Below are 18,295 nucleotides of genomic sequence, written 5' to 3' on the forward strand. Positions count from 1 at the left end.
AAGAGGACAGGAATCCCTGTCCTCTTTGTTTTAGTGATTAAAGTGAAATATCGTTCTGCTCTGTCTTATGATATTTTAATAAACTAAAGGATAAACAAGCGGAACATAAAATAAGAATAGAAGCGATGATATAAATTGTACGAACACCGAACATATCAGTAATAATGCCAATGCTAAGCATAGATAGTCCAGAGGCTGTTGAAAGAAGTGCACCATGTGCTGTATACATTTTGGATAATAAAGCGGGGGTAACACTTGATTGTAAAACAGTCGTTTGAGAAATATCTCTAATTTGATAACATGGTCCCATTAGAACACATAGAAAAAGCGCAATAAATCCACTGCTCGTCATACCATATAAAAATGTAAGAATGCTAAATATAAGAGAGCTAATCGACATAGATCGTATTAAATTGTTTTGAATATAGGAACTCATTTTCCACGCTAATAGACCACCGATTAACGTGCCAACATAATAACTTGTATTAATATATCCCCACCATTCTTCGCCCTTATGAAGGATAGTCGTAACGTATGCCATCGTAATAGCACCAATCCATATTGTCCCTGCGAAAGTTTCGATTAAATCCATATATGTAACGGTACGGAGAGAAGGATTTTGAAATAGGAGTTTCCAACCTTCCAATAAAACAGTACTTTTGGAAGAGGGAGAATCTGCTATTCTTTCAGTATGTATGGAACGTAATGAAAAATGTAATGCAATGCATCCGAAAATCATTAAAATGTTATTAATCATGAGTGTAGAAGTAGCGCCAATGAGAAGAACGACAATACTCGTAAATGAATAAGCAACGGCTTGCACAATTTGTGTTGAAAAGGAAAAGATACTATTTACTTTTACTAATTTTTCTTTCGGTGTAAGGCGCGGAAGAATACCGTATAATAATGGAGCACTCCACCCGCTACATAATGAAATGACAAAAATAAAAGTTAATAGAGCTATAATGTTTGTGGATAAGACCGGGAACAAAATCATTAATAATAGTAAAAAGACTGTTTTCAACCATTGGAGCGTATATAACAGCGTATAAGATGGAAAACGATTTATCATAAGTGGTGCAGAGATGTTAGCAATTAGATTTGTGATAACTTGTAATAATGGAAAAAGAGCAGTAATAGTAGCTGATTTAGTTGCTATATAAATATGAGTTGTAATAATCATTACATATACGATGTCAGCGAGAGTAATGCATATTTTGGAACCTAAATAGTAGATTAGTGACAGGTTTCTCAATAAGAATATCACCTCTATAAAAAATAGTATTTAGTAATTGTAATTTAAAAATTAAAATTTTTAAAGAATTTAATTTTTTGTCACTTTTTGAAAGGGATTTTCATGTATAATGAAGAATATATTGATATAGTATTATATTAATGATCATTGTAACAGTGAATATGTACAATAGCTTGTAGCAAACGCCCAAGTGTAAGAAAGGGCGGATAAACCATTCTTTTCTTCATATACATATAGAAAATGAGAAAGAAAGTGAGGGTTGCATATGGCTGCTTGGGTAATTTGGTTTATAATAGCTGGTATTTTATTTATCGCGGAAATGTTGTCGATTACATTTTACATGCTTTGGCTTGGAATTGGAGCTGTTGTCGGAGGTCTTATTGCTTTGTTTGCTCCTGATGCACTACTGTTACAAGTTACTGTTGGTGCAATTGTAAGTTTAACTTTGACATTCTTTACGAAAAGAATTTCAAAAAACTTTCGAGAAGCAAAAGGTTTTACTGATACAGTAGATATGCTTGTTGGTAAAAGAGGGATTGTTATGCAAGCGATTACAAATGAAGCGAATGGTATTGTGAAGGTGGATGGAGATACTTGGACAGCTATTGCAGATTCTTCAATTGATGCTGGAGAAAAAGTCGTTGTTATAAAGAGGCATAGTACTATATTACAAGTGAAAAAGGAGAGTGAATAAATATGGTAGCATTAACGTTAACGATTATATTCGCACTAATTGTAGTTACATTTATCGCATTAACAATTAAAATTATTCCTCAGCAAAAAGTTGGGGTTGTTGAAAGATTTGGTAAGTTTCAACGTATAATGCACCCAGGGTTAAATATTTTAATACCAATTGTAGATCGTGTTCGTGTATATCATGACTTACGCATTCAACAAACGAATGTACCACCGCAAAAGGTAATTACGAAAGATAATGTTCAAGTAGAAATTGATACAATTATTTTCTATCAAATTGTTGAACCAGAACTTGCGACATATGGTATTTCAAACTATGAATATGGTGTTCGTAATATTACGTCAGCAACGATGCGTCAAATCATCGGTAAAATGGAACTGGATGAAACGTTATCTGGTCGTGAAAAAATTTCAACAGAAATCCGCTTAGCGCTTGATGAAGCAACAGAAAAATGGGGCGTACGTATTGAACGTGTCGAAGTTGTTGATATTAACCCGCCAAAAGATGTGCAAGCATCAATGGAAAAACAAATGAAGGCTGAGCGTAATAAACGTGCGATTATTTTAGAAGCTGAAGCAGCAAAACAAGATAAAGTCCTTCGCGCTGAAGGGGAAAAGCAAAGTAAAATCTTGATGGCTGAAGGGGATAAAGAAGCGCGTATTCGCGAAGCTGAAGGTATAAAAGAAGCAAAAGAATTAGAAGCACAAGGGGAAGCACGAGCAATTGAAGAAATTGCAAAAGCAGAACAAAATCGTATTGAATTGCTTCGTGAAGCGAATTTGGATGAGCGTATACTTGCTTACAAATCATTTGAATCATTAGCTGAAGTTGCAAAAGGACCAGCAAATAAAGTCTTTATTCCGTCTAATGCAATTGAAACACTTGGTACTCTTGGGGCAATTGGAGAAATATTTAAAGAAAAACAAGCGAAGAAACTACCTTCAAATGATACAGGAAAAGAACAATAAAAGTGAGGAAGAGAAATGGTATACCATTTCTCTTTTTTTGTGCGTATATTCTGAAAAGCTTGTACATATCCATGTATAAAGAAGGTGATGCAGTGAAAAAGTATGCAACTCGAATACATGGGAAGAAGCTGATTTCGTTACTCCTTTTATATGCGCTAATAGTAATTATGATAGCGTCGATTTTGACGTCATTTTTACATACAATGAAATCGAATTATGCAAATCAATGGTTTGGAAAAGTATCGATGCAAGGTTTTGTTCAAATGATAGAAAGTGAGAATCGCTATTACGGATTTGATTATTTTAAGAAGAATAAAAGAGAGTCAGTTGGGAATTTAATGTTCTCTATCGCGACAGATTTGAAAATTAAAGATTTAAGAACATTCGTCGGTAAAGAAGTACCTGGTATGTCAAAGTATTATTCTAATATTATCGTAGCTGGGGAAGGGACAAACTTGACAAATATCCCAAATGAATCTAGTGTACCGATTGAAGAAGTAACGAAAGAACGGGAAATAGCAAAAGATAAAGTTACAGAAGCGGAAAAGAATAATCCGGTTCAGAAAAAGAACGGAGCGAAAAAAGGTGAAAGTGCAGTATATATTTATCATACACATAGCTGGGAATCCTTCTTTCCATTATTACCAGGGGCAACTGATCCATCTAGCCCAGATGTAAATGTGTCTTTACTAGGGAAACGTATGAAAGAGCAACTTGAAGGACAAGGAATTCCGGTAGTTCATGATAAAACGAATATGGGTGATTTATTAGCGAGTAAAAAGTGGGTATGGTATCAGTCATATAAAGCGTCTCATGAATATGTAAAAGAAGCATTAGCACAAAATAATAAAATTGCGTTTCCGATTGATATACACCGTGACGATCAGCGTAAGAAAGTAACAACAAAAGTAATTAACGGAAAATCGTATGCAAGATTATATTTTATAATTGGGATGGAAAATGAAGGCCGTGCTGAAAATGAAAAAATTGCAAGAGCGATCAATAGTTATTTAGATGAAAACTATTACGGATTAAGTAGAGGGATTTTTCCAAAGTATAAAAAAGATGGAAATGGCGTTTATAACCAAGATTTATCGAAAAATGCGATGTTAATTGAAGTTGGTGGTGTTGATAATACGTTAGATGAATTATATAACACAATTGATGTGTTAACAGAAGCGTTTAGTAAATATTATTGGAATGATGCGGAAAAAGTGAATGGATGAGGGATGGGAGACCGTTCCTTTTTTATTTTGGAATCTTAAAATGTGATATAATGGAATTTTATGAATGTTAAATAAAGGGAGAGAGAAACATGCAAATACTACTAATACGCCACGGAGAATCAGAAGCTGATATTTTACATGTGCATGAAGGTCGAGCTGATTTTGAGTTAACTGACAAAGGGAGACAACAAGTACAAAGACTTGTACAGAAAGTGAAAAAAGATTTTGCACCAGATTTCATTTGGGCAAGCACATTAAAACGCGCTCGTGAAACGGGTGAAACATTAGCAGAAGCAATTGGTTGTCCAATTCAATTAGAAGAGGAATTAATGGAGTTTAATAATGGAGTGCAAGCAGGCTTATCATTTGAAGAAGCAAAGAAATATCCAGAGCCAAAGTTTCTTCATGATCGTTTTGAAAACGGGGAATCGTTTATTGAGTTTCGAATGAGAATAGAAGGAATCTTTTCTAAAATCTTGACAGAGAATACATATGACCGAATTGCAATTGTTGCCCATGGGGGCGTAATTAATAGTCTATTACGTGCATTTTTCAAAATGCCAGTTTCAATGGACTACTATTTCAAAATGGGAGATACGGGAATAAGTTTAATTGAAATTGAGGGTGAACAAAAAACGGTGCATTTCATTAATGATACGAATCATTTGGACGGGATGTAAAGACTTATGTACAAAGTTGTATTTTTCGATGTTGACGGTACGTTATTAAGTGAGATTGATAGAAGCATGCACGAAAGTACAAAAGAAGCGGTACAAAGATTAATAGATAAAGGAATTCACGTAGTTGTTACAACTGGAAGACCATATAGTTTATGCTCACAATTTAAGGAACTAGGTATAAATACGTTTATTTCAGCAAATGGTGCACATATAAAATGTGGGAAAGAAGTTATACATAAATCAGTACTTTCAAGCGAAATCGTTCATGATATTTCAAATTTTGCTGAATTACATGGTCACAGTGTTTCTTACTTTACAGAAGAATTTGCAATGAATAATATTGCTTCCAAAGATGAACGTGTCATGCGAGCGTTAAATGAAACCTTAAATTTAGAGCAGTATCCTGACAAAGTTAGAAACTTATCAGATGAGATGTATTGCATATGTCTGTATGCTGATGATACAGAAGCTCAAAAATTCATTGAAAGATATCCAGCACTTACGTTTGAGCGTTTTCATGGTTACGTTATAAATGTATTGGAAGATAGTAAAGTATCGAAGCTAACTGCAATTCAAAAAGTATTGGAACATTTAAACATTAGTAAATTAGAAGCCATTGCTTTTGGCGATGGTGGAAATGATATTGAGATGTTGCAGTATGTAGGATTAGGAGTTGCGATGGGAAATGGTGGAGAGGAGTTGAAGAGAAGGGCTGATTTCGTTACAACGAAGGCGAGTGAAGGCGGAATTTCTTATGCCTTAAAGAAGTTGCGCATTATTTAAAACTAATAGTTAGTCAGTGTGAAAAATCCTGTTTTATTAATGGCTTTTGTTAATATGTATACTGTTTTAGGGAATTATTTGAGCTCTCCTACTTACAATTTAACTGCAGAACAAATCCTTTATTTTCGCTTAGCAGGGCTGTTTGGTATGTTGCTCTCACCACTTGCAGGTCGTTTAACAAAGAGGTTTGAAGTAAGGAAAGTTCTTCAAGGAGGATTGTTGATTGTTATTTTTAGTCTAAGTTCAATAGGCTTTGTTTCGTATCTATCTCTACTTGTAATGATGAGTGTCTGTTTTGTAATAGGTATTGCTATATCCGTTCCGTCTTTAGTTTCTCTTGTAGGTCAATTAGGAGGGAAAATTAGGAATGATACTTTTTATTGGTTTTGTAGCTTCTCTATTTATAATTAATGAATGAGTGGAAAATCACTCAAATAAAGGAATGCGAGGATCGTTCATATGCTCGCATAATAAAATATGAATTTGTCCACGATGATGATAAAAGTGTGCAACGATTTCAAGTAACCATTCAAAGCGCGAATAAGAAATACCCCAATAGGCAGTCATAACTTCTGCTAATTCTATTTGGGAGTAGGAAAGAAATGTTTTAGAGAGAAGGTTGTAACCTTCAATCATCGTTTGTTGCATGTGAGCAACTGTTACGGGGGTACGTTCTATATAAAAGGTATGTAATTCTTTTTCTGGAATACCATTTAAAATGAGTAAATCAGCATGACAAATAAGAGAAAGATGTGCACACATTTCAAATAATGATCGTTTTGAGTGAATCGGTTGTATTTTTAAATCGTTTTCACTATATTGGTTAAGCATATCAATAGAAGTATCAATAGCAACTTTTAGTTGATGCAATGCAGATTGAACAAACATTGTAATTCTCCTCGTCTCCGTATATAATAGTTTCTTGAGGATATTATATCATACTCAAAATTCCGAAAATTCTAGTAGTTTGACTAGCATAATGAAAAGTATTATATTGTAAAAGGTTATATGAAACGTGAAATAGAATGGAATGCAATTATTGAGTTAGGAGTTAGACCAATGAGTTTGAAATATGGAAGAGATACAATTGTAGAAATTGACTTAGATGCTGTAAAACATAATGTAAAAGAATTTAAAAAACATGTAAATGATGAAGAAATTAAGATGATGGCTGCTGTAAAAGCGAATGGGTATGGCCATGGGGCAGTTGAAGTTGCCAAAGCTGCAATTGAAGCAGGAATACATCAACTTGCAGTTGCATTTGTAGATGAAGCAATAGAATTAAGAGAAGCAGGAATTACTGTGCCGATTTTAATTTTAGGATACACACCAGTAGCGGCTGTAGAAGATGTAATTCAATATGACGTTATGATGACTGTTTATAGAGTAGAAGATTTACATGGTATAAATGAAATTGCAAACCGTCTTCAAAAGAAAGTACAAATTCAAGTGAAAATTGATACAGGAATGAGTCGTATCGGTTTACAAGAAGAAGAAGTTAAACCATTTTTAGAAGAATTAAACCGTATGGAGTATGTAGAGGTAGTAGGGATATTTACGCATTACTCTACGGCAGATGAAATCGATAAATCATATACGAATATGCAAACAAGTTTATTTGAAAAAGCTGTTAATACAGCGAAAGAATTAGGAATTCAAATACCATATATTCATAGTTCAAATAGTGCGGGATCAATGGAATTAAGTAACACATTTCAAAATATGGTACGCGTTGGAATAGGAGTGTACGGTATGTATCCGTCAAAAGAAGTGGATCATTCAGTCGTTTCTTTACAGCCTGCGTTGTCGTTAAAATCAAAAGTAGCTCATATTAAACATGCGAAGAAGAATCGTGGTGTAAGTTATGGGAATACGTATGTAACAACTGGTGAAGAATGGATTGCGACTGTACCAATTGGTTATGCTGATGGTTATAATCGTCAATTATCTAATAAAGGCTATGCGTTAATTAACGGGGTTCGAGTACCTGTTATTGGCCGTGTTTGTATGGACCAGTTAATGTTGGATGTTTCAAAAGCGATGCCAGTACAAGTAGGAGACGAAGTAGTATTCTACGGTAAACAAGGTGAAGAAAATATCGCAGTAGAAGAAATAGCGGATATGTTAGGTACAATAAACTATGAAGTTACATGTATGCTAGATAGAAGAATTCCGCGTGTCTATAAAGAAAATGACGAAACAACTGCAGTTGTAAATATATTAAGAAAAAACTGAATCATTTCGATTCAGTTTTTTTATTCATATCAAATGCGAATATACCCTCTTTATGTAATACGGAGTAAACTTTGTGAAACACACTTTTTAGTTCATCTAAATTAAACTATCACCGGCAGAGATGACCAGTCCCGCAACAAAGATCTAATATACGAGAGTAGGGAAGAGCATCTTGTAAAACGAGGCTGGGTAGGAGTATTAAACAAAATGTCTCCAATGTTTATTATAGATGTTTGCTAAAATATCATAATTAGAATAAATTGTTTTTTTAACATATGTATTCACCTAAAAATTCATTAAATTATAATAGTCATGCCTCGTTTTAATTTCAAAACCACATTGTGTATATAGTTTTAAAGCGTGGATATTTTTTGTTTCGACGTCTAATTCAATTGTTGAAACTCCTTCTGTAATAAGGGTATGTACTATATTACAAAGAATATCTTTTCCGTATCCTTTACCTTGATAAGAAGGATGAACGGCGAATCCTGATAGTGTAGTAGATTGCTCTTGTTTAGAAACTGTAATTGTTCCTATCACTTTTTCAGCAATAAGGGCACTGTAAACTTGATGGGAAGATGAATTCATCATTTTTTGTAACCATGTAGTCGTATTTTCTACTGAATCACCAAAAGCTTTACTAGAAATTTTAATAAGATCAAGAAGTGATTCTGAAGTTGCAAGAGTAAGCTGTATATTATTATCTGTTGTTTTTTGAATTTCGTTTGTTTTGCACTCCATACTATATTCACTATATAAATATGGTAACTTCATATGTTTTACAAATTCATTCCCAGAAATAGAATCCCCATTAATAATAAGAAGAGCTTCATCTGTCTCTCTATTTTGTATTTCTTTCATTGCAGTTTGTAAAAGGATAGTTCCGAAACGTTGTTTTCTAAAATGAGGATGTACAAAGCCTATTAGTTCAAGCTTTGTTGGTCTTTCGAAATCATACATATTTAAAGCGCCAATTAATTGAGTACCGTTATAAAGAAGAAAATCGTTTATATAATCTTCATTTCGATTTTTTAAAAAGTTGATATGTAAATCTGAAGAGTAATCAAGATTGTCTTGTTGCCCACAAATATAAGCCAAATCCTTCATTTGCTGTATTTCACTTTCTGTTACAGAACGCTTTTTCTGAATATCCATTGTATACTCCCTCTCATTCGTATTTAAAAATAGGATGGGTGACTTAACCATTTTTTAAATTCCACATTACCTTGCACAGATAACAGTCGGTATAAATAACGATAAGGCTGTCTATATTCTTCTAAGTGAGGAATAGACATAATTGTTTCGTAACCACTTTTAAAGGCATGTGCTTCTTTTTCGGTAAGTACATATTCTAGTCCGATAAAATCAAGCTCTCGCGGAGCAACAGCGTAAGCTTCAGTATCTACTAAACCCGTAATAGTTGTACCGTCAGATAAAAATTGAGTAGGATCCATATCAATTAAGACGAGTGTAGATTCCTTTGGTACGGACAGGGAAGAAAGTTGTGATTCAAAAGTAGGGAATGCATTTTGTATGCTTTCATCATCGGAATAAAACATATTCACAAGCTCTTTACTCACGTTTAAAATATGTGATTGGAATTCATCTAGTGGAATTTGGAACGTGCCTGACGGATTTCCTATGAAATCGGCTTTAAACTTATGTATTTCTGCAAGTCCTTTTCCTAGGCTGAATAAAATAGAATCTGGTTGCTCGATAAAAGATTGAACTGTGTTACCTACTAACTTTTCGACCACCACAAATTCACGGCCATTTAAAACATGTTTTTCTAATATTTTTGGGATAGGAAGATTCGTATGTTCTTGCAGCAATGTATGTACAGTTTCTAAATGATGGACGTTCCTTGGATCAATTCCAAATAGATTTTTACATCCCCACCAAAAATCATTATTTGGTTCTTCATTCATTTTAGAAGCACGAACGATAACTTCTGTATCTTCTGTTTGAACGAGAAAAACATCACTTGCATGATCTTCATAACCTGGGTGCAAGGCTTGAACGGATAGAATAGGTGAATTGAATAGTTGTTGTAACATGAAAAGACTCCTTTTTCTGTAAATTCCATAAATTCATTATATAACAGATGATGTGTTATGAGGATAAAGATAAAAAGATAGACAGCATACTTACATTTATAGTGAAAACTCATTAAAAATATTATATTTCTCTATTTTTGTATGAATTGTCTAAAAATAATGGTGGTAATACTTGAATGTAAGACTCGTATCTTTAAATCTATGAAGAGTAAAAGTAAAATTAAGCATTCATTTATAAGATTGTGAATCACAATAATGTAGACTATAGAAAATATTTCTCAATAATAAAATGAAGAGAAAAGCATGAAGAAGTAGAATGCATTCATTTATAATAGACTTAAATTAATTAATATAATTAATTGTTAATTTTATTATATTAATTGGATAGGAGAGAATGTTATGGCAAATGTACTCGTAATAAATTTTCCTGGGGAAGGTCATATTAATCCGACTTTAGCTATTGTAAGTGAGTTAATTCAGCGAGGGGAAACAGTTGTTTCTTATTGTATTGAAGATTATAGAAAGAAGGTTGAAGCAACAGGTGCGGAATTCCGAGTGTTTGAGAATTTTCTCTCTCAAATTAATATTATGGAACGAGTAAATGAAGGTGGGAGTCCTTTGACGATGCTATCTCATATGATTGAAGCATCAGAGCGTATTGTTACTCAAATTGTAGAAGAAACAAAAGAGGAAAAATATGATTATTTAATATATGATAATCATTTTCCAGTAGGACGTATTATAGCGAATATTTTACAATTACCAAGCGTTTCATCCTGTACAACGTTTGCTGTTAATCAGTACATTAATTTTCATGATGAGCAAGAATCGAGACAAGTAGATGAAATGGATCCATTATATCAATCTTGTTTAGCGGGAATGGAAAGATGGAATAAGCAGTATGGAATGAAATGTAATAGTATGTATGATATTATGAACCATCCTGGTGATATTACGATTGTATATACTTCAAAAGAATATCAGCCGCGTTCAGAGGTATTTGATGAATCGTATAAATTTGTAGGTCCATCAATTGCTACTCGAAAAGAAGTGGGGAGTTTTCCTACCAAAGATTTAAAAAATGAAAAAGTGATTTTCATTTCTATGGGAACAGTTTTTAATGAACAACCTGCTTTGTATGAAAAATGTTTTGAAGCGTTTAAAGATGTTGATGCGACAGTCGTATTAGTCGTTGGTAAGAAGATAAATATAAGTCAATTTGAAAATATCCCGAAAAATTTTAAGTTGTATAATTATGTCCCGCAATTAGAAGTTTTACAGCATGCTGATGTATTCGTGACACATGGTGGTATGAATAGTTCGAGTGAAGCGTTATATTACGGTGTTCCATTAGTTGTAATTCCGGTAACAGGAGATCAGCCATTCGTTGCAAAACGATTGACTGAAGTAGGGGCAGGAATAAGACTTAATCGCAACGAGTTAACTTCTGAATTATTACGTGAGACTGTAAAGAAAGTAATGGATGATGTGACGTTTAAGGAGAATAGTCGTAAAGTGGGAGAGTCGCTTAGAAATGCTGGTGGATATCAAAGGGCAGTTGAGGAAATATTCAAATTAAAAATGAAGCCGTACGTAAAGATTAAATAGATGTTAAAAACACACTTACTTTTAATTTGTAAGTGTGTTTTTAGTATTACGCGTTACATGTATTACATAAAAATAGCGATAAAGGTGAAACTTTTCTGTATATAAATCGATACCTTTGAATTAGTAGTAAAATTACGTTAAAATAATACTAAGAAAATATATAAGTTTTGGGGGTAATGAATGAAGAAAGTATTTGAATACGTATTATTAACAATTGGCTCAATTATAGTAGCAGGTTCATTAGAGCTTATTTTAGCACCTAATGGATTAGTAGATGGCGGGGTAACGGCTATTGCTATTATGGCAAATAAAGTCGCAGGATTGCCGCTTTATGGTGTGTTCTTAGGAATTAATATCCCAATTTTATTATTTACTGCAAAAGTAATGGGAAAGAAGTTTTTTATCCGTACATCTTATGCGAATGTAGTTACAACACTCGGATTAATTTATTTAAAACCATTTCCAGCAATTACGACTTCTGAGTTATTAATTGTACTTTATGGTGGAGTGCTGTTCGGAATTGGTGTTGGGATTGTTGTTAAAATGGGTGGAGCAATTGACGGTTCAGAAATGTTAGCAGTTTGGATGAATAAACACTTTAATGTACCGATTAGTACATTTTTACTTGCAGTAAATGCAGTTATTTTTATCTTTGTTGCCATTTTATTTTCAATCGAACAAGCGATGTTCTCGTTAGCAATTTTCTATATTGTTACGAAGATGATTGATTTTATACTAGATGGTATTAATCAAGGTAAGAGCGTTATGATTATTTCTGGTAAGAATAAAGAAATAGGCGATTTACTTATGAAAGAATTGCAACTATCTGTTACGTATCTACATGGAGAAGGTGGTTTTTTAGGGGAGCATAAGAGAATCATTTATTGCATTACAAACCGATTCATTTATCCGAAAATGAAAGATCTCGTTCTCTCTGTAGATCCAACCGCTATAATTGAAGCTTCCTATTCAACAGAAACGACTGGTGTGAAACGTCCGGGAAGGAAAGTTAGGTCAGGTGAATAACTAGAAGAAGGCTGTCCAAAAAGTTATTTTGGAACAGCCTTCTTTTTTATTTTGTTGAATTGTTAACATGTTACAAGTTAAACCCAATGTTAACAAGTTTCCTTGCAACTAGGAAACCAAGCGTCTTTCAATAATATAGCCAACGTTTCAATTTTATTTTCCGGAATACTACCAAAGCCGAGTAATACGTATGATTCCTTACGTAAATCATTCACGAAATCATATGGAGAAAGTGGGTATAATTTAACGCTTTGTTTTTTAGCGGATTCAATCAGTTCATTTTCATTCATACTGTTATGGACACATAAAACAATATGAAGTCCGGACTGTTCGCCAAGAATTTGAACATTAGCCCCCATTTCTTTCATAATGGATTTTACTAACGCATGATGTTTTCTTTTATATAGTGTACGACTCCGATTAAGGTGACGTTCCCAATTCCCGCTTTGTATAAAGTTAGCAAAAGCAAGTTGTTGTATTGTAGCGACTGTTTGTTTGAAAATTCCATGCAGTTCTTGATATGTTTTTAAAAGGTGTGGTGGTAAAACAACATATCCCATTCGTAAAGAAGGTAAAAAAGATTTTGAGAAAGTTCCCATATAAATAACGCGTTCATTTGAATCAAGACTTTGTAAAGAAGGAATCGGCTTACCAGCGTAGCGAAACTCTCCGTCATAGTCATCTTCAATAATGTATCCATTGCAATCATTAGCCCACTTTAACAATTCTAATCTTCTAGATAAAGGCATAATAATCCCGAGCGGAAATTGATGTGATGGTGTAACGTATGCGACATTGGAATTTGTATTGTATAAACTAGAAATATCAATCCCTTTTTCATCCAATGGTATGGGATGAATTTGTCTATCACAGCTTTTAATGATTGCGTGTATACGGTGAAATCCAGGGTTTTCAATGCCGTATTCTTTTGTAGGGCCAAGCAGTTGAAGTAGTAGCCAGAGAAGTGGCTGCGTTCCGGCGCCGATCACAATTTGATTAGGTGAAGAATGGACACCGCGAGAATGATATAAATATGTTGATATATGCTCTCGAAGAGCGAATTCACCTTGAGGGTCTTCTTTGGCAAATAGTGCATTTTCGTATGTAAGTATGGATTCTTGTAATGCTCGTTTCCAATTTGTAATCGGAAATGTATTTTGATCAATAAGTCCCTGGCTACAATCATATTCAAATTTTTCGTCTATCAAATTGCTCGTCTTCTTTGCTGCATTTCGCTTTTTATTTGGGATAACGTCAATATCGAAATTTGCTACAAAAATACCACGTTTCGGTTTACTTTCTACATAACCTTCAGCTAATAATTGTTGATAAGCTGATTCAATAGTAATGCGGCTAATATTAAGTTGTGATGCTAAATTTCTGTGTGAGGGTAGACGTGTGCCGACAGAAATAGTCCCTTGTATAATTTCAGCTTTTATATATTCGTAAATTTGCAAGTAAATAGGTGTGTTACTTTGTAATTGCAATGGGATAGTAAAATCCATATAAAACTCTCCTTTAAAACTGGCCTTATAAAAAACACTTAAACTGTCACTTAAGTGAAGGGCAGTTACTTTCTATAATAATGATATAACATTTAGAAAATTAAATAAATAGTTAGAGGAGAGTTAAAAATGAATGTTAAAGAAGTAGTAACAGAAGAGCAATTACATGAAGTATTACCTGTTTTACAGCAATTAAGAACGAAACTTTCAAAAGAGGAAACAAGCTCTTTATTTCGAAATATGAAAGAAGAAAATTATAAACTATTTTCGTTGCGTAATGAGGATGATGAAGTTGTTAGCCTTGCAGGTGTAGCAATTTGTACGAACTTTTATAATAAGAAACACGTTTTCGTATATGACCTTGTAACAGCAGAAGCACATCGTTCAAAAAGACATGGGAAAGTATTACTTTCGTATATAGAGAACTGGGGAAAGGAAAACGAATGTGAGTCTATCGTCCTCACGTCAGCATTTTCAAGAATTGATGCTCATCGTTTTTATGAAAGAGAAGGGTATGATAAGGTGAGTTATTCTTTTCATAAAGAATTATAAAAAATAAGAAGAAGTTGTCCCGCAAAAATTGGGAACAGCTTCTTCTTATTTTTTAAGTTATTATTAAACCGTAAATAGGTTGTAAGTTATGGTATATGTATTTGAAAAGGTTATATAGTGTATTTTGTCGAATTGTTTTAATTTAATAAAGAGAATGATTGGAGCGCTTATACTTGAAAAAAATAAAGAAACTATCAATCCCTAATGATACTAGAGTTATCGTCATATCTGATATTCATGGAGAATTAAATCTTTTAAAAGAAGCACTACATAAAGTTAACTTTAAAGATGAAGATTATTTAATTATTAATGGAGATCTTTGCGAGAAAGGACGAGATAGCGTAGGCGTAGTAAACTACGTTATGAATCTTGTAAAGAACAATTCAAAGGTTCACGTTGTTGAAGGGAATTGTGAAGTTTTAGTTGATGCTCTTCTAAATGAAAATCCTGATCTTATTAATTATTTATGTATGAGAAAGCACTCGATTTTTAATGAATGGCTAGAGCAATTAGGTTTTTCAGTTCATGAGGGCACTTCAATTCGTGAAGTGAAAGAAGCATTGTTAAGTGAATTTTCACAAGAACTATATTGGCTAACAGAGTTGCCAACAGCGATTGAAACAGAAGATTATATTTTTGTACATGCCGGTCTAGAAGATAGAGTAGATTGGAAAGAAACAGAGCGCAAAAATGCGATAGCAATGCCACAGTTTTTTAATAAATCACATAAAGCAAATAAGTATGTAATAGTTGGTCATTGGCCTGTCGTGAACTATTCTGAAGAAGCACCGTCTAACAATCCAGTTATTGATAAGGAGAAAAAAATTATTGCAATTGATGGAGGAAATGCAATTAAAGAAGCAGGGCAATTAAACGTATTTATTATTCAGAGGAAACAAACCGGCGATACGTTTTCTTATACATATGTAGACTATTTTCCAGAGTACGAAGTAATAGCGGATTTTAATGCGAATTCAGAAATGCAGGGCGGAGTGACATATCCGTATTATTACATAGAGCCTATCGAGAAGATGCAAGATTACACCGTATGTAAACAAAAGGAAACGAATAATTTACTCACTGTAAAAAATGAATATATGAAACAACTTGAGTCAGGTGAATATACAGTGAAAACCGATATTTCTTGTGCGCAAATAAGCGTTAGGAAGGGAGATATCGTTTCTCTCATTGATGATAGCTGTTCAGGATATGATTTAATTAAAAAAGATGGCGTAGAGGGTTGGATAGGGAAAGGGATTTTAGTTGAGATAGAAAAAGTGAAAAATAAAACATTAAGCTGAAATAGGAGGGGTATAACCCCCTATTTTTTTAAAGGAGTAGATTGCTTGCTGTCTTTAATAAGTAAATAAATCGTACTCGGCAGAATGATAAACGTCATTCCTAAAAGAATTGCTAGTATAGCATAACCTCTATAGAGAGCAGAAACGATAAAAGGAAGTATCGCTAAAAAAATACCTGCTATCATCATTGAAATACTACTAATATTTGAAGCTCTTTTTTCAAGGTGCTTATCATTCCATTCTAATGAAACGGTTGATTTAGTCGTATCAATTTTGGAACTGAAATAACCTATTAATATAAATAAAAGCCCTAATGCTAAAAATATGAAATGATCAAGAGGAAGTGAAAAGCCAAGAGCGATGAGGGCGATGACAATATCGACAAAAAATAAGAATAGTAACATTGTGTTACCGATCCAATGGAGAAATTTCTGGTTACTCGCTGCTTTAGATAAAGCTAAAAATACAAAGAATAAGAAGGAACATATAATTATATTTACGATTACAAAAGTGCTTTTATCCATTGTTGATGTAGGCGTTCCATTAAAGTCCCATTTCGTAACAATACTTAATGGTAAGAAGAAATAGAGAATAATATTTGTCATAATAATAGTAAGAAATAAAGCAATACTAAATCGATTATTCACTGAATCACCAGCTTTCTAAATCAATAATTGGTATCTAATAACAAAATTATACAATATAATATATGATATTAGTTTTGATTTTTCTGAAAAAATATTATAATTATATATGAAATAAAGAGGAATGCAGGAGGGAATTATGCAAAACATTGTATTAAAGGGGAAGAAAGTTACAATTCGTACAATAGAAGAATCAGATATAAAAACATTATGGAATATCATATTTAAAGAAGAAAGTCCAGAATGGAAGAAATGGGATGCGCCATATTTCCCGTTCTCAATGCAAGAATACTCTTCCTATAAAGAGAAGATGCAAACTCGTTTGAAAGAAGAACCACTGTCAAATTTAATTATAGAAAATAACGGTCAAATCATTGGGACAGTCGGGTTTTATTGGGAATATAAACCGACGCGTTGGTTAGAGATGGGGCTTGTGATTTATGACTCAACATACTGGAATGGTGGATACGGTACAGAAGCATTGACATTATATAGAGATTTGCTATTTGAAAAAATGGAGATTGGTAGAGTAGGAATCACGACTTGGTCTGGCAATGAACGAATGATGAAAGTAGCGGAGAAAATAGGAATGAGCTTAGAAGGTAGAATGCGAAAGTGTCGTTATTATAACGGAACATACTATGATTCTATTCGAATGGGCATGATTCGTGAAGAATGGGAAGCGCTATGTGTAACGAAGGGGTGAGAAAGATTGTACGCTATTATTGCTACATTTGATCGTGTGTTTACTCATAAAATTACAGAACTGCAAAATGAATTAACAAATGTAATTGGAACAAATCAACTAGCTGGAGTAGAACCTCATATTACGTTAGCTGATTATAATGAGTTAGATGTCCATTTGTATATGGAGAAACTAGGGGAGTTTGTAGCTATTCAAGAAAATATGGATGCAGTGAATTTTCCTTCTATTGGAATTTTTCCTACTAATGGAACGGTCTTTCTAGCGCCGACTGTTACCGATGAATTGTTAAAACTTCATCATTCTTATCATGATTATTTTAAAACTTTTCATGACAACCCAAATTCATATTACGTACCGGGAAAATGGGTTCCGCATTGTACAATTGCAAATAGATTACAGACAAAGCAGTTTTTAAGTGTAATGGAATATATTTATGGGAAATTTGATTTTGCAACAGCTTCAATTGAGAAATTAAAATTAATTAAGGTGAATTATGAAAATGGTTCTGCCATTTCTTCTAGTATATTAGCAGAATATAATTTAAAGAGAATGGAGACATCGAGATGACATATATAATTAGAGAAATGAAGCAAGAAGATATTCATGCTGTACAATCAGTAGCAAAAATAGCTTGGCATGATACATACGAAGGCATTATTCCAAGAGAAATTCAAGATAGTTTTTTAGATGAGGCATACTCTGATGAAAAAATGAAATATCGTCTTAAAAATACACATTTATTCGTTGCGGAAGAAGAGGGTAAAGTAATAGGGTTTGCAAACTTTTCACCTGTTAGACTACAAAACGAAGCAGAATTAGGTGCGATTTATTTGTTACCAGATCAGCAAGGAAAAGGGATCGGAAGTGCTTTATTACAAAGAGGGATTAAAGCATTAAATGGGATACGGAAATTGTACATACATGTAGAAGCAGCAAATGAAAAAGGAAAACGCTTTTATGAAGCGAAAGGTTTTGCTGAATTAGAGCAATTTGAAGAAGACTTTGAAGGACATATGATGCAGACAGTAAGGATGGTTTTATACGTATAAGGA

Annotated in this window: 20 protein-coding genes and 1 pseudogene; 14 read left to right on the forward strand and 7 right to left on the reverse strand. The window is 33.4% G+C overall.

The features are described 5' to 3' along the window. Positions 1–37: 37 nt before the first annotated feature. Complete coding sequence (locus tag ACTFN4_RS11040; protein WP_069358027.1) at positions 38–1,255, reverse strand: MFS transporter; 1,218 nt, start codon at positions 1,253–1,255, stop codon at positions 38–40. A gap of 265 nt (positions 1,256–1,520) precedes the next feature. Between ACTFN4_RS11040 and ACTFN4_RS11045 the strand changes: the two genes are divergently transcribed. The 6 genes from ACTFN4_RS11045 to ACTFN4_RS11070 all read left to right on the forward strand — a co-directional run bounded on the left by ACTFN4_RS11045 (position 1,521) and on the right by ACTFN4_RS11070 (position 6,020). Beyond that, positions 1,521–1,949, forward strand: a complete 429-nt coding sequence (locus tag ACTFN4_RS11045; protein WP_000741976.1) for an NfeD family protein — start codon at positions 1,521–1,523, stop codon at positions 1,947–1,949. Positions 1,950–1,951: 2 nt separating this feature from the next. After that, the gene (locus ACTFN4_RS11050; RefSeq protein WP_000226252.1) at positions 1,952–2,920 is read left to right on the forward strand and encodes an SPFH domain-containing protein; all 969 of its coding nucleotides are present in this window, start codon (positions 1,952–1,954) and stop codon (positions 2,918–2,920) included. A 20-nt stretch (positions 2,921–2,940) separates the two neighbouring features. Then, positions 2,941–4,146: a stage II sporulation protein P gene (spoIIP, locus tag ACTFN4_RS11055; protein WP_306426789.1), complete on the forward strand. Its 1,206-nt coding sequence runs from the start codon at positions 2,941–2,943 to the stop codon at positions 4,144–4,146. A gap of 89 nt (positions 4,147–4,235) precedes the next feature. Continuing rightward, the gene (locus ACTFN4_RS11060; protein ID WP_439962295.1) at positions 4,236–4,826 is read left to right on the forward strand and encodes a histidine phosphatase family protein; all 591 of its coding nucleotides are present in this window, start codon (positions 4,236–4,238) and stop codon (positions 4,824–4,826) included. A gap of 6 nt (positions 4,827–4,832) precedes the next feature. Beyond that, a complete protein-coding gene (locus ACTFN4_RS11065; protein WP_000278973.1) occupies positions 4,833–5,609 on the forward strand; it encodes a Cof-type HAD-IIB family hydrolase in 777 nt (258 codons plus the stop codon). A gap of 39 nt (positions 5,610–5,648) precedes the next feature. Then, on the forward strand, positions 5,649–6,020 hold the full coding sequence (locus tag ACTFN4_RS11070) for a multidrug transporter (RefSeq protein ID WP_080001420.1): 372 nt from the start codon (positions 5,649–5,651) through the stop codon (positions 6,018–6,020). Positions 6,021–6,035: 15 nt separating this feature from the next. On the opposite strand, the gene ACTFN4_RS11075 is transcribed toward ACTFN4_RS11070, so the two are convergent. Further along, positions 6,036–6,497: a DinB family protein gene (locus tag ACTFN4_RS11075; protein ID WP_000497991.1), complete on the reverse strand. Its 462-nt coding sequence runs from the start codon at positions 6,495–6,497 to the stop codon at positions 6,036–6,038. A 171-nt stretch (positions 6,498–6,668) separates the two neighbouring features. Between ACTFN4_RS11075 and alr the strand changes: the two genes are divergently transcribed. Next, the gene (alr, locus tag ACTFN4_RS11080; protein ID WP_033687447.1) at positions 6,669–7,844 is read left to right on the forward strand and encodes an alanine racemase; all 1,176 of its coding nucleotides are present in this window, start codon (positions 6,669–6,671) and stop codon (positions 7,842–7,844) included. A gap of 22 nt (positions 7,845–7,866) precedes the next feature. Here the strand turns inward: alr and ACTFN4_RS11085 are convergent. The 3 genes and pseudogenes from ACTFN4_RS11085 to ACTFN4_RS11095 all read right to left on the reverse strand — a co-directional run. Further along, positions 7,867–8,129, reverse strand: a pseudogene (locus ACTFN4_RS11085) (class I SAM-dependent methyltransferase); the annotation flags it as partial. After that, the gene (locus ACTFN4_RS11090) at positions 8,130–8,999 is read right to left on the reverse strand and encodes a GNAT family N-acetyltransferase (RefSeq protein WP_000354423.1); all 870 of its coding nucleotides are present in this window, start codon (positions 8,997–8,999) and stop codon (positions 8,130–8,132) included. It abuts the pseudogene before it with no gap. 23 nt (positions 9,000–9,022) lie between these two features. Continuing rightward, complete coding sequence (locus tag ACTFN4_RS11095; protein ID WP_000941366.1) at positions 9,023–9,901, reverse strand: hypothetical protein; 879 nt, start codon at positions 9,899–9,901, stop codon at positions 9,023–9,025. Between the two features lie 399 nt (positions 9,902–10,300). On the opposite strand from ACTFN4_RS11095, the gene ACTFN4_RS11100 reads away from it, so the two are divergent. Both ACTFN4_RS11100 and ACTFN4_RS11105 read left to right on the forward strand, forming a co-directional pair. Continuing rightward, positions 10,301–11,509, forward strand: coding sequence for a macrolide family glycosyltransferase (locus tag ACTFN4_RS11100; protein WP_000024465.1), 1,209 nt, complete (start codon positions 10,301–10,303; stop codon positions 11,507–11,509). Positions 11,510–11,689: 180 nt separating this feature from the next. Continuing rightward, a complete protein-coding gene (locus ACTFN4_RS11105; protein ID WP_000755127.1) occupies positions 11,690–12,535 on the forward strand; it encodes a YitT family protein in 846 nt (281 codons plus the stop codon). 89 nt (positions 12,536–12,624) lie between these two features. Here ACTFN4_RS11105 and pdxR read toward each other — a convergent pair whose 3' ends face one another. Continuing rightward, positions 12,625–14,040 (reverse strand): MocR-like pyridoxine biosynthesis transcription factor PdxR, encoded by a 1,416-nt coding sequence (gene pdxR / locus ACTFN4_RS11110; protein WP_000348024.1) that lies wholly within the window; start codon positions 14,038–14,040, stop codon positions 12,625–12,627. 129 nt (positions 14,041–14,169) lie between these two features. Between pdxR and ACTFN4_RS11115 the strand changes: the two genes are divergently transcribed. Continuing rightward, complete coding sequence (locus ACTFN4_RS11115; protein WP_001101116.1) at positions 14,170–14,592, forward strand: GNAT family N-acetyltransferase; 423 nt, start codon at positions 14,170–14,172, stop codon at positions 14,590–14,592. 173 nt (positions 14,593–14,765) lie between these two features. Next, a complete protein-coding gene (locus ACTFN4_RS11120; RefSeq protein WP_000721395.1) occupies positions 14,766–15,893 on the forward strand; it encodes a metallophosphoesterase in 1,128 nt (375 codons plus the stop codon). Positions 15,894–15,913: 20 nt separating this feature from the next. Here ACTFN4_RS11120 and ACTFN4_RS11125 read toward each other — a convergent pair whose 3' ends face one another. Next, positions 15,914–16,540, reverse strand: a complete 627-nt coding sequence (locus tag ACTFN4_RS11125; RefSeq protein ID WP_048655642.1) for a DUF1648 domain-containing protein — start codon at positions 16,538–16,540, stop codon at positions 15,914–15,916. Positions 16,541–16,676: 136 nt separating this feature from the next. Here ACTFN4_RS11125 and ACTFN4_RS11130 point away from each other — a divergent pair, with 136 nt between their 5' ends. From ACTFN4_RS11130 to ACTFN4_RS11140, 3 genes are read left to right on the forward strand one after another with little or no spacing between them, the layout of a single operon-like run. Next, positions 16,677–17,243: a GNAT family N-acetyltransferase gene (locus ACTFN4_RS11130; protein ID WP_439962296.1), complete on the forward strand. Its 567-nt coding sequence runs from the start codon at positions 16,677–16,679 to the stop codon at positions 17,241–17,243. A 6-nt stretch (positions 17,244–17,249) separates the two neighbouring features. Next, on the forward strand, positions 17,250–17,810 hold the full coding sequence (locus ACTFN4_RS11135; RefSeq protein WP_000270860.1) for a 2'-5' RNA ligase family protein: 561 nt from the start codon (positions 17,250–17,252) through the stop codon (positions 17,808–17,810). Further along, entirely contained in the window at positions 17,807–18,292 is a 486-nt protein-coding gene (locus ACTFN4_RS11140) for a GNAT family N-acetyltransferase (protein ID WP_000221052.1), read from the forward strand. The genes ACTFN4_RS11135 and ACTFN4_RS11140 overlap by 4 nt, the downstream gene beginning before the upstream one ends. Positions 18,293–18,295 lie beyond the last annotated feature (3 nt).

Source organism: Bacillus cereus group sp. MYBK95-2, from assembly GCF_051915225.1.
Lineage (GTDB): Bacteria > Bacillota > Bacilli > Bacillales > Bacillaceae_G > Bacillus_A > Bacillus_A cereus.

What these genes read in the sequence shown, in the direction of transcription:
- ACTFN4_RS11045 (WP_000741976.1), top strand. Translation starts at nt 1,521, where the DNA reads ATGGCTGCTTGGGTAATTTGGTTTATAATAGCTGGTATTTTATTTATC.
- ACTFN4_RS11050 (WP_000226252.1), top strand. Translation starts at nt 1,952, where the DNA reads ATGGTAGCATTAACGTTAACGATTATATTCGCACTAATTGTAGTTACA.
- ACTFN4_RS11060 (WP_439962295.1), top strand. Translation starts at nt 4,236, where the DNA reads ATGCAAATACTACTAATACGCCACGGAGAATCAGAAGCTGATATTTTA.
- ACTFN4_RS11065 (WP_000278973.1), top strand. Translation starts at nt 4,833, where the DNA reads ATGTACAAAGTTGTATTTTTCGATGTTGACGGTACGTTATTAAGTGAG.
- ACTFN4_RS11070 (WP_080001420.1), top strand. Translation starts at nt 5,649, where the DNA reads ATGGCTTTTGTTAATATGTATACTGTTTTAGGGAATTATTTGAGCTCT.
- ACTFN4_RS11075 (WP_000497991.1), bottom strand. Translation starts at nt 6,497, where the DNA reads ATGTTTGTTCAATCTGCATTGCATCAACTAAAAGTTGCTATTGATACT.
- alr (WP_033687447.1), top strand. Translation starts at nt 6,669, where the DNA reads ATGAGTTTGAAATATGGAAGAGATACAATTGTAGAAATTGACTTAGAT.
- ACTFN4_RS11090 (WP_000354423.1), bottom strand. Translation starts at nt 8,999, where the DNA reads ATGGATATTCAGAAAAAGCGTTCTGTAACAGAAAGTGAAATACAGCAA.
- ACTFN4_RS11095 (WP_000941366.1), bottom strand. Translation starts at nt 9,901, where the DNA reads ATGTTACAACAACTATTCAATTCACCTATTCTATCCGTTCAAGCCTTG.
- ACTFN4_RS11100 (WP_000024465.1), top strand. Translation starts at nt 10,301, where the DNA reads ATGGCAAATGTACTCGTAATAAATTTTCCTGGGGAAGGTCATATTAAT.
- ACTFN4_RS11105 (WP_000755127.1), top strand. Translation starts at nt 11,690, where the DNA reads ATGAAGAAAGTATTTGAATACGTATTATTAACAATTGGCTCAATTATA.
- pdxR (WP_000348024.1), bottom strand. Translation starts at nt 14,040, where the DNA reads ATGGATTTTACTATCCCATTGCAATTACAAAGTAACACACCTATTTAC.
- ACTFN4_RS11115 (WP_001101116.1), top strand. Translation starts at nt 14,170, where the DNA reads ATGAATGTTAAAGAAGTAGTAACAGAAGAGCAATTACATGAAGTATTA.
- ACTFN4_RS11130 (WP_439962296.1), top strand. Translation starts at nt 16,677, where the DNA reads ATGCAAAACATTGTATTAAAGGGGAAGAAAGTTACAATTCGTACAATA.
- ACTFN4_RS11140 (WP_000221052.1), top strand. Translation starts at nt 17,807, where the DNA reads ATGACATATATAATTAGAGAAATGAAGCAAGAAGATATTCATGCTGTA.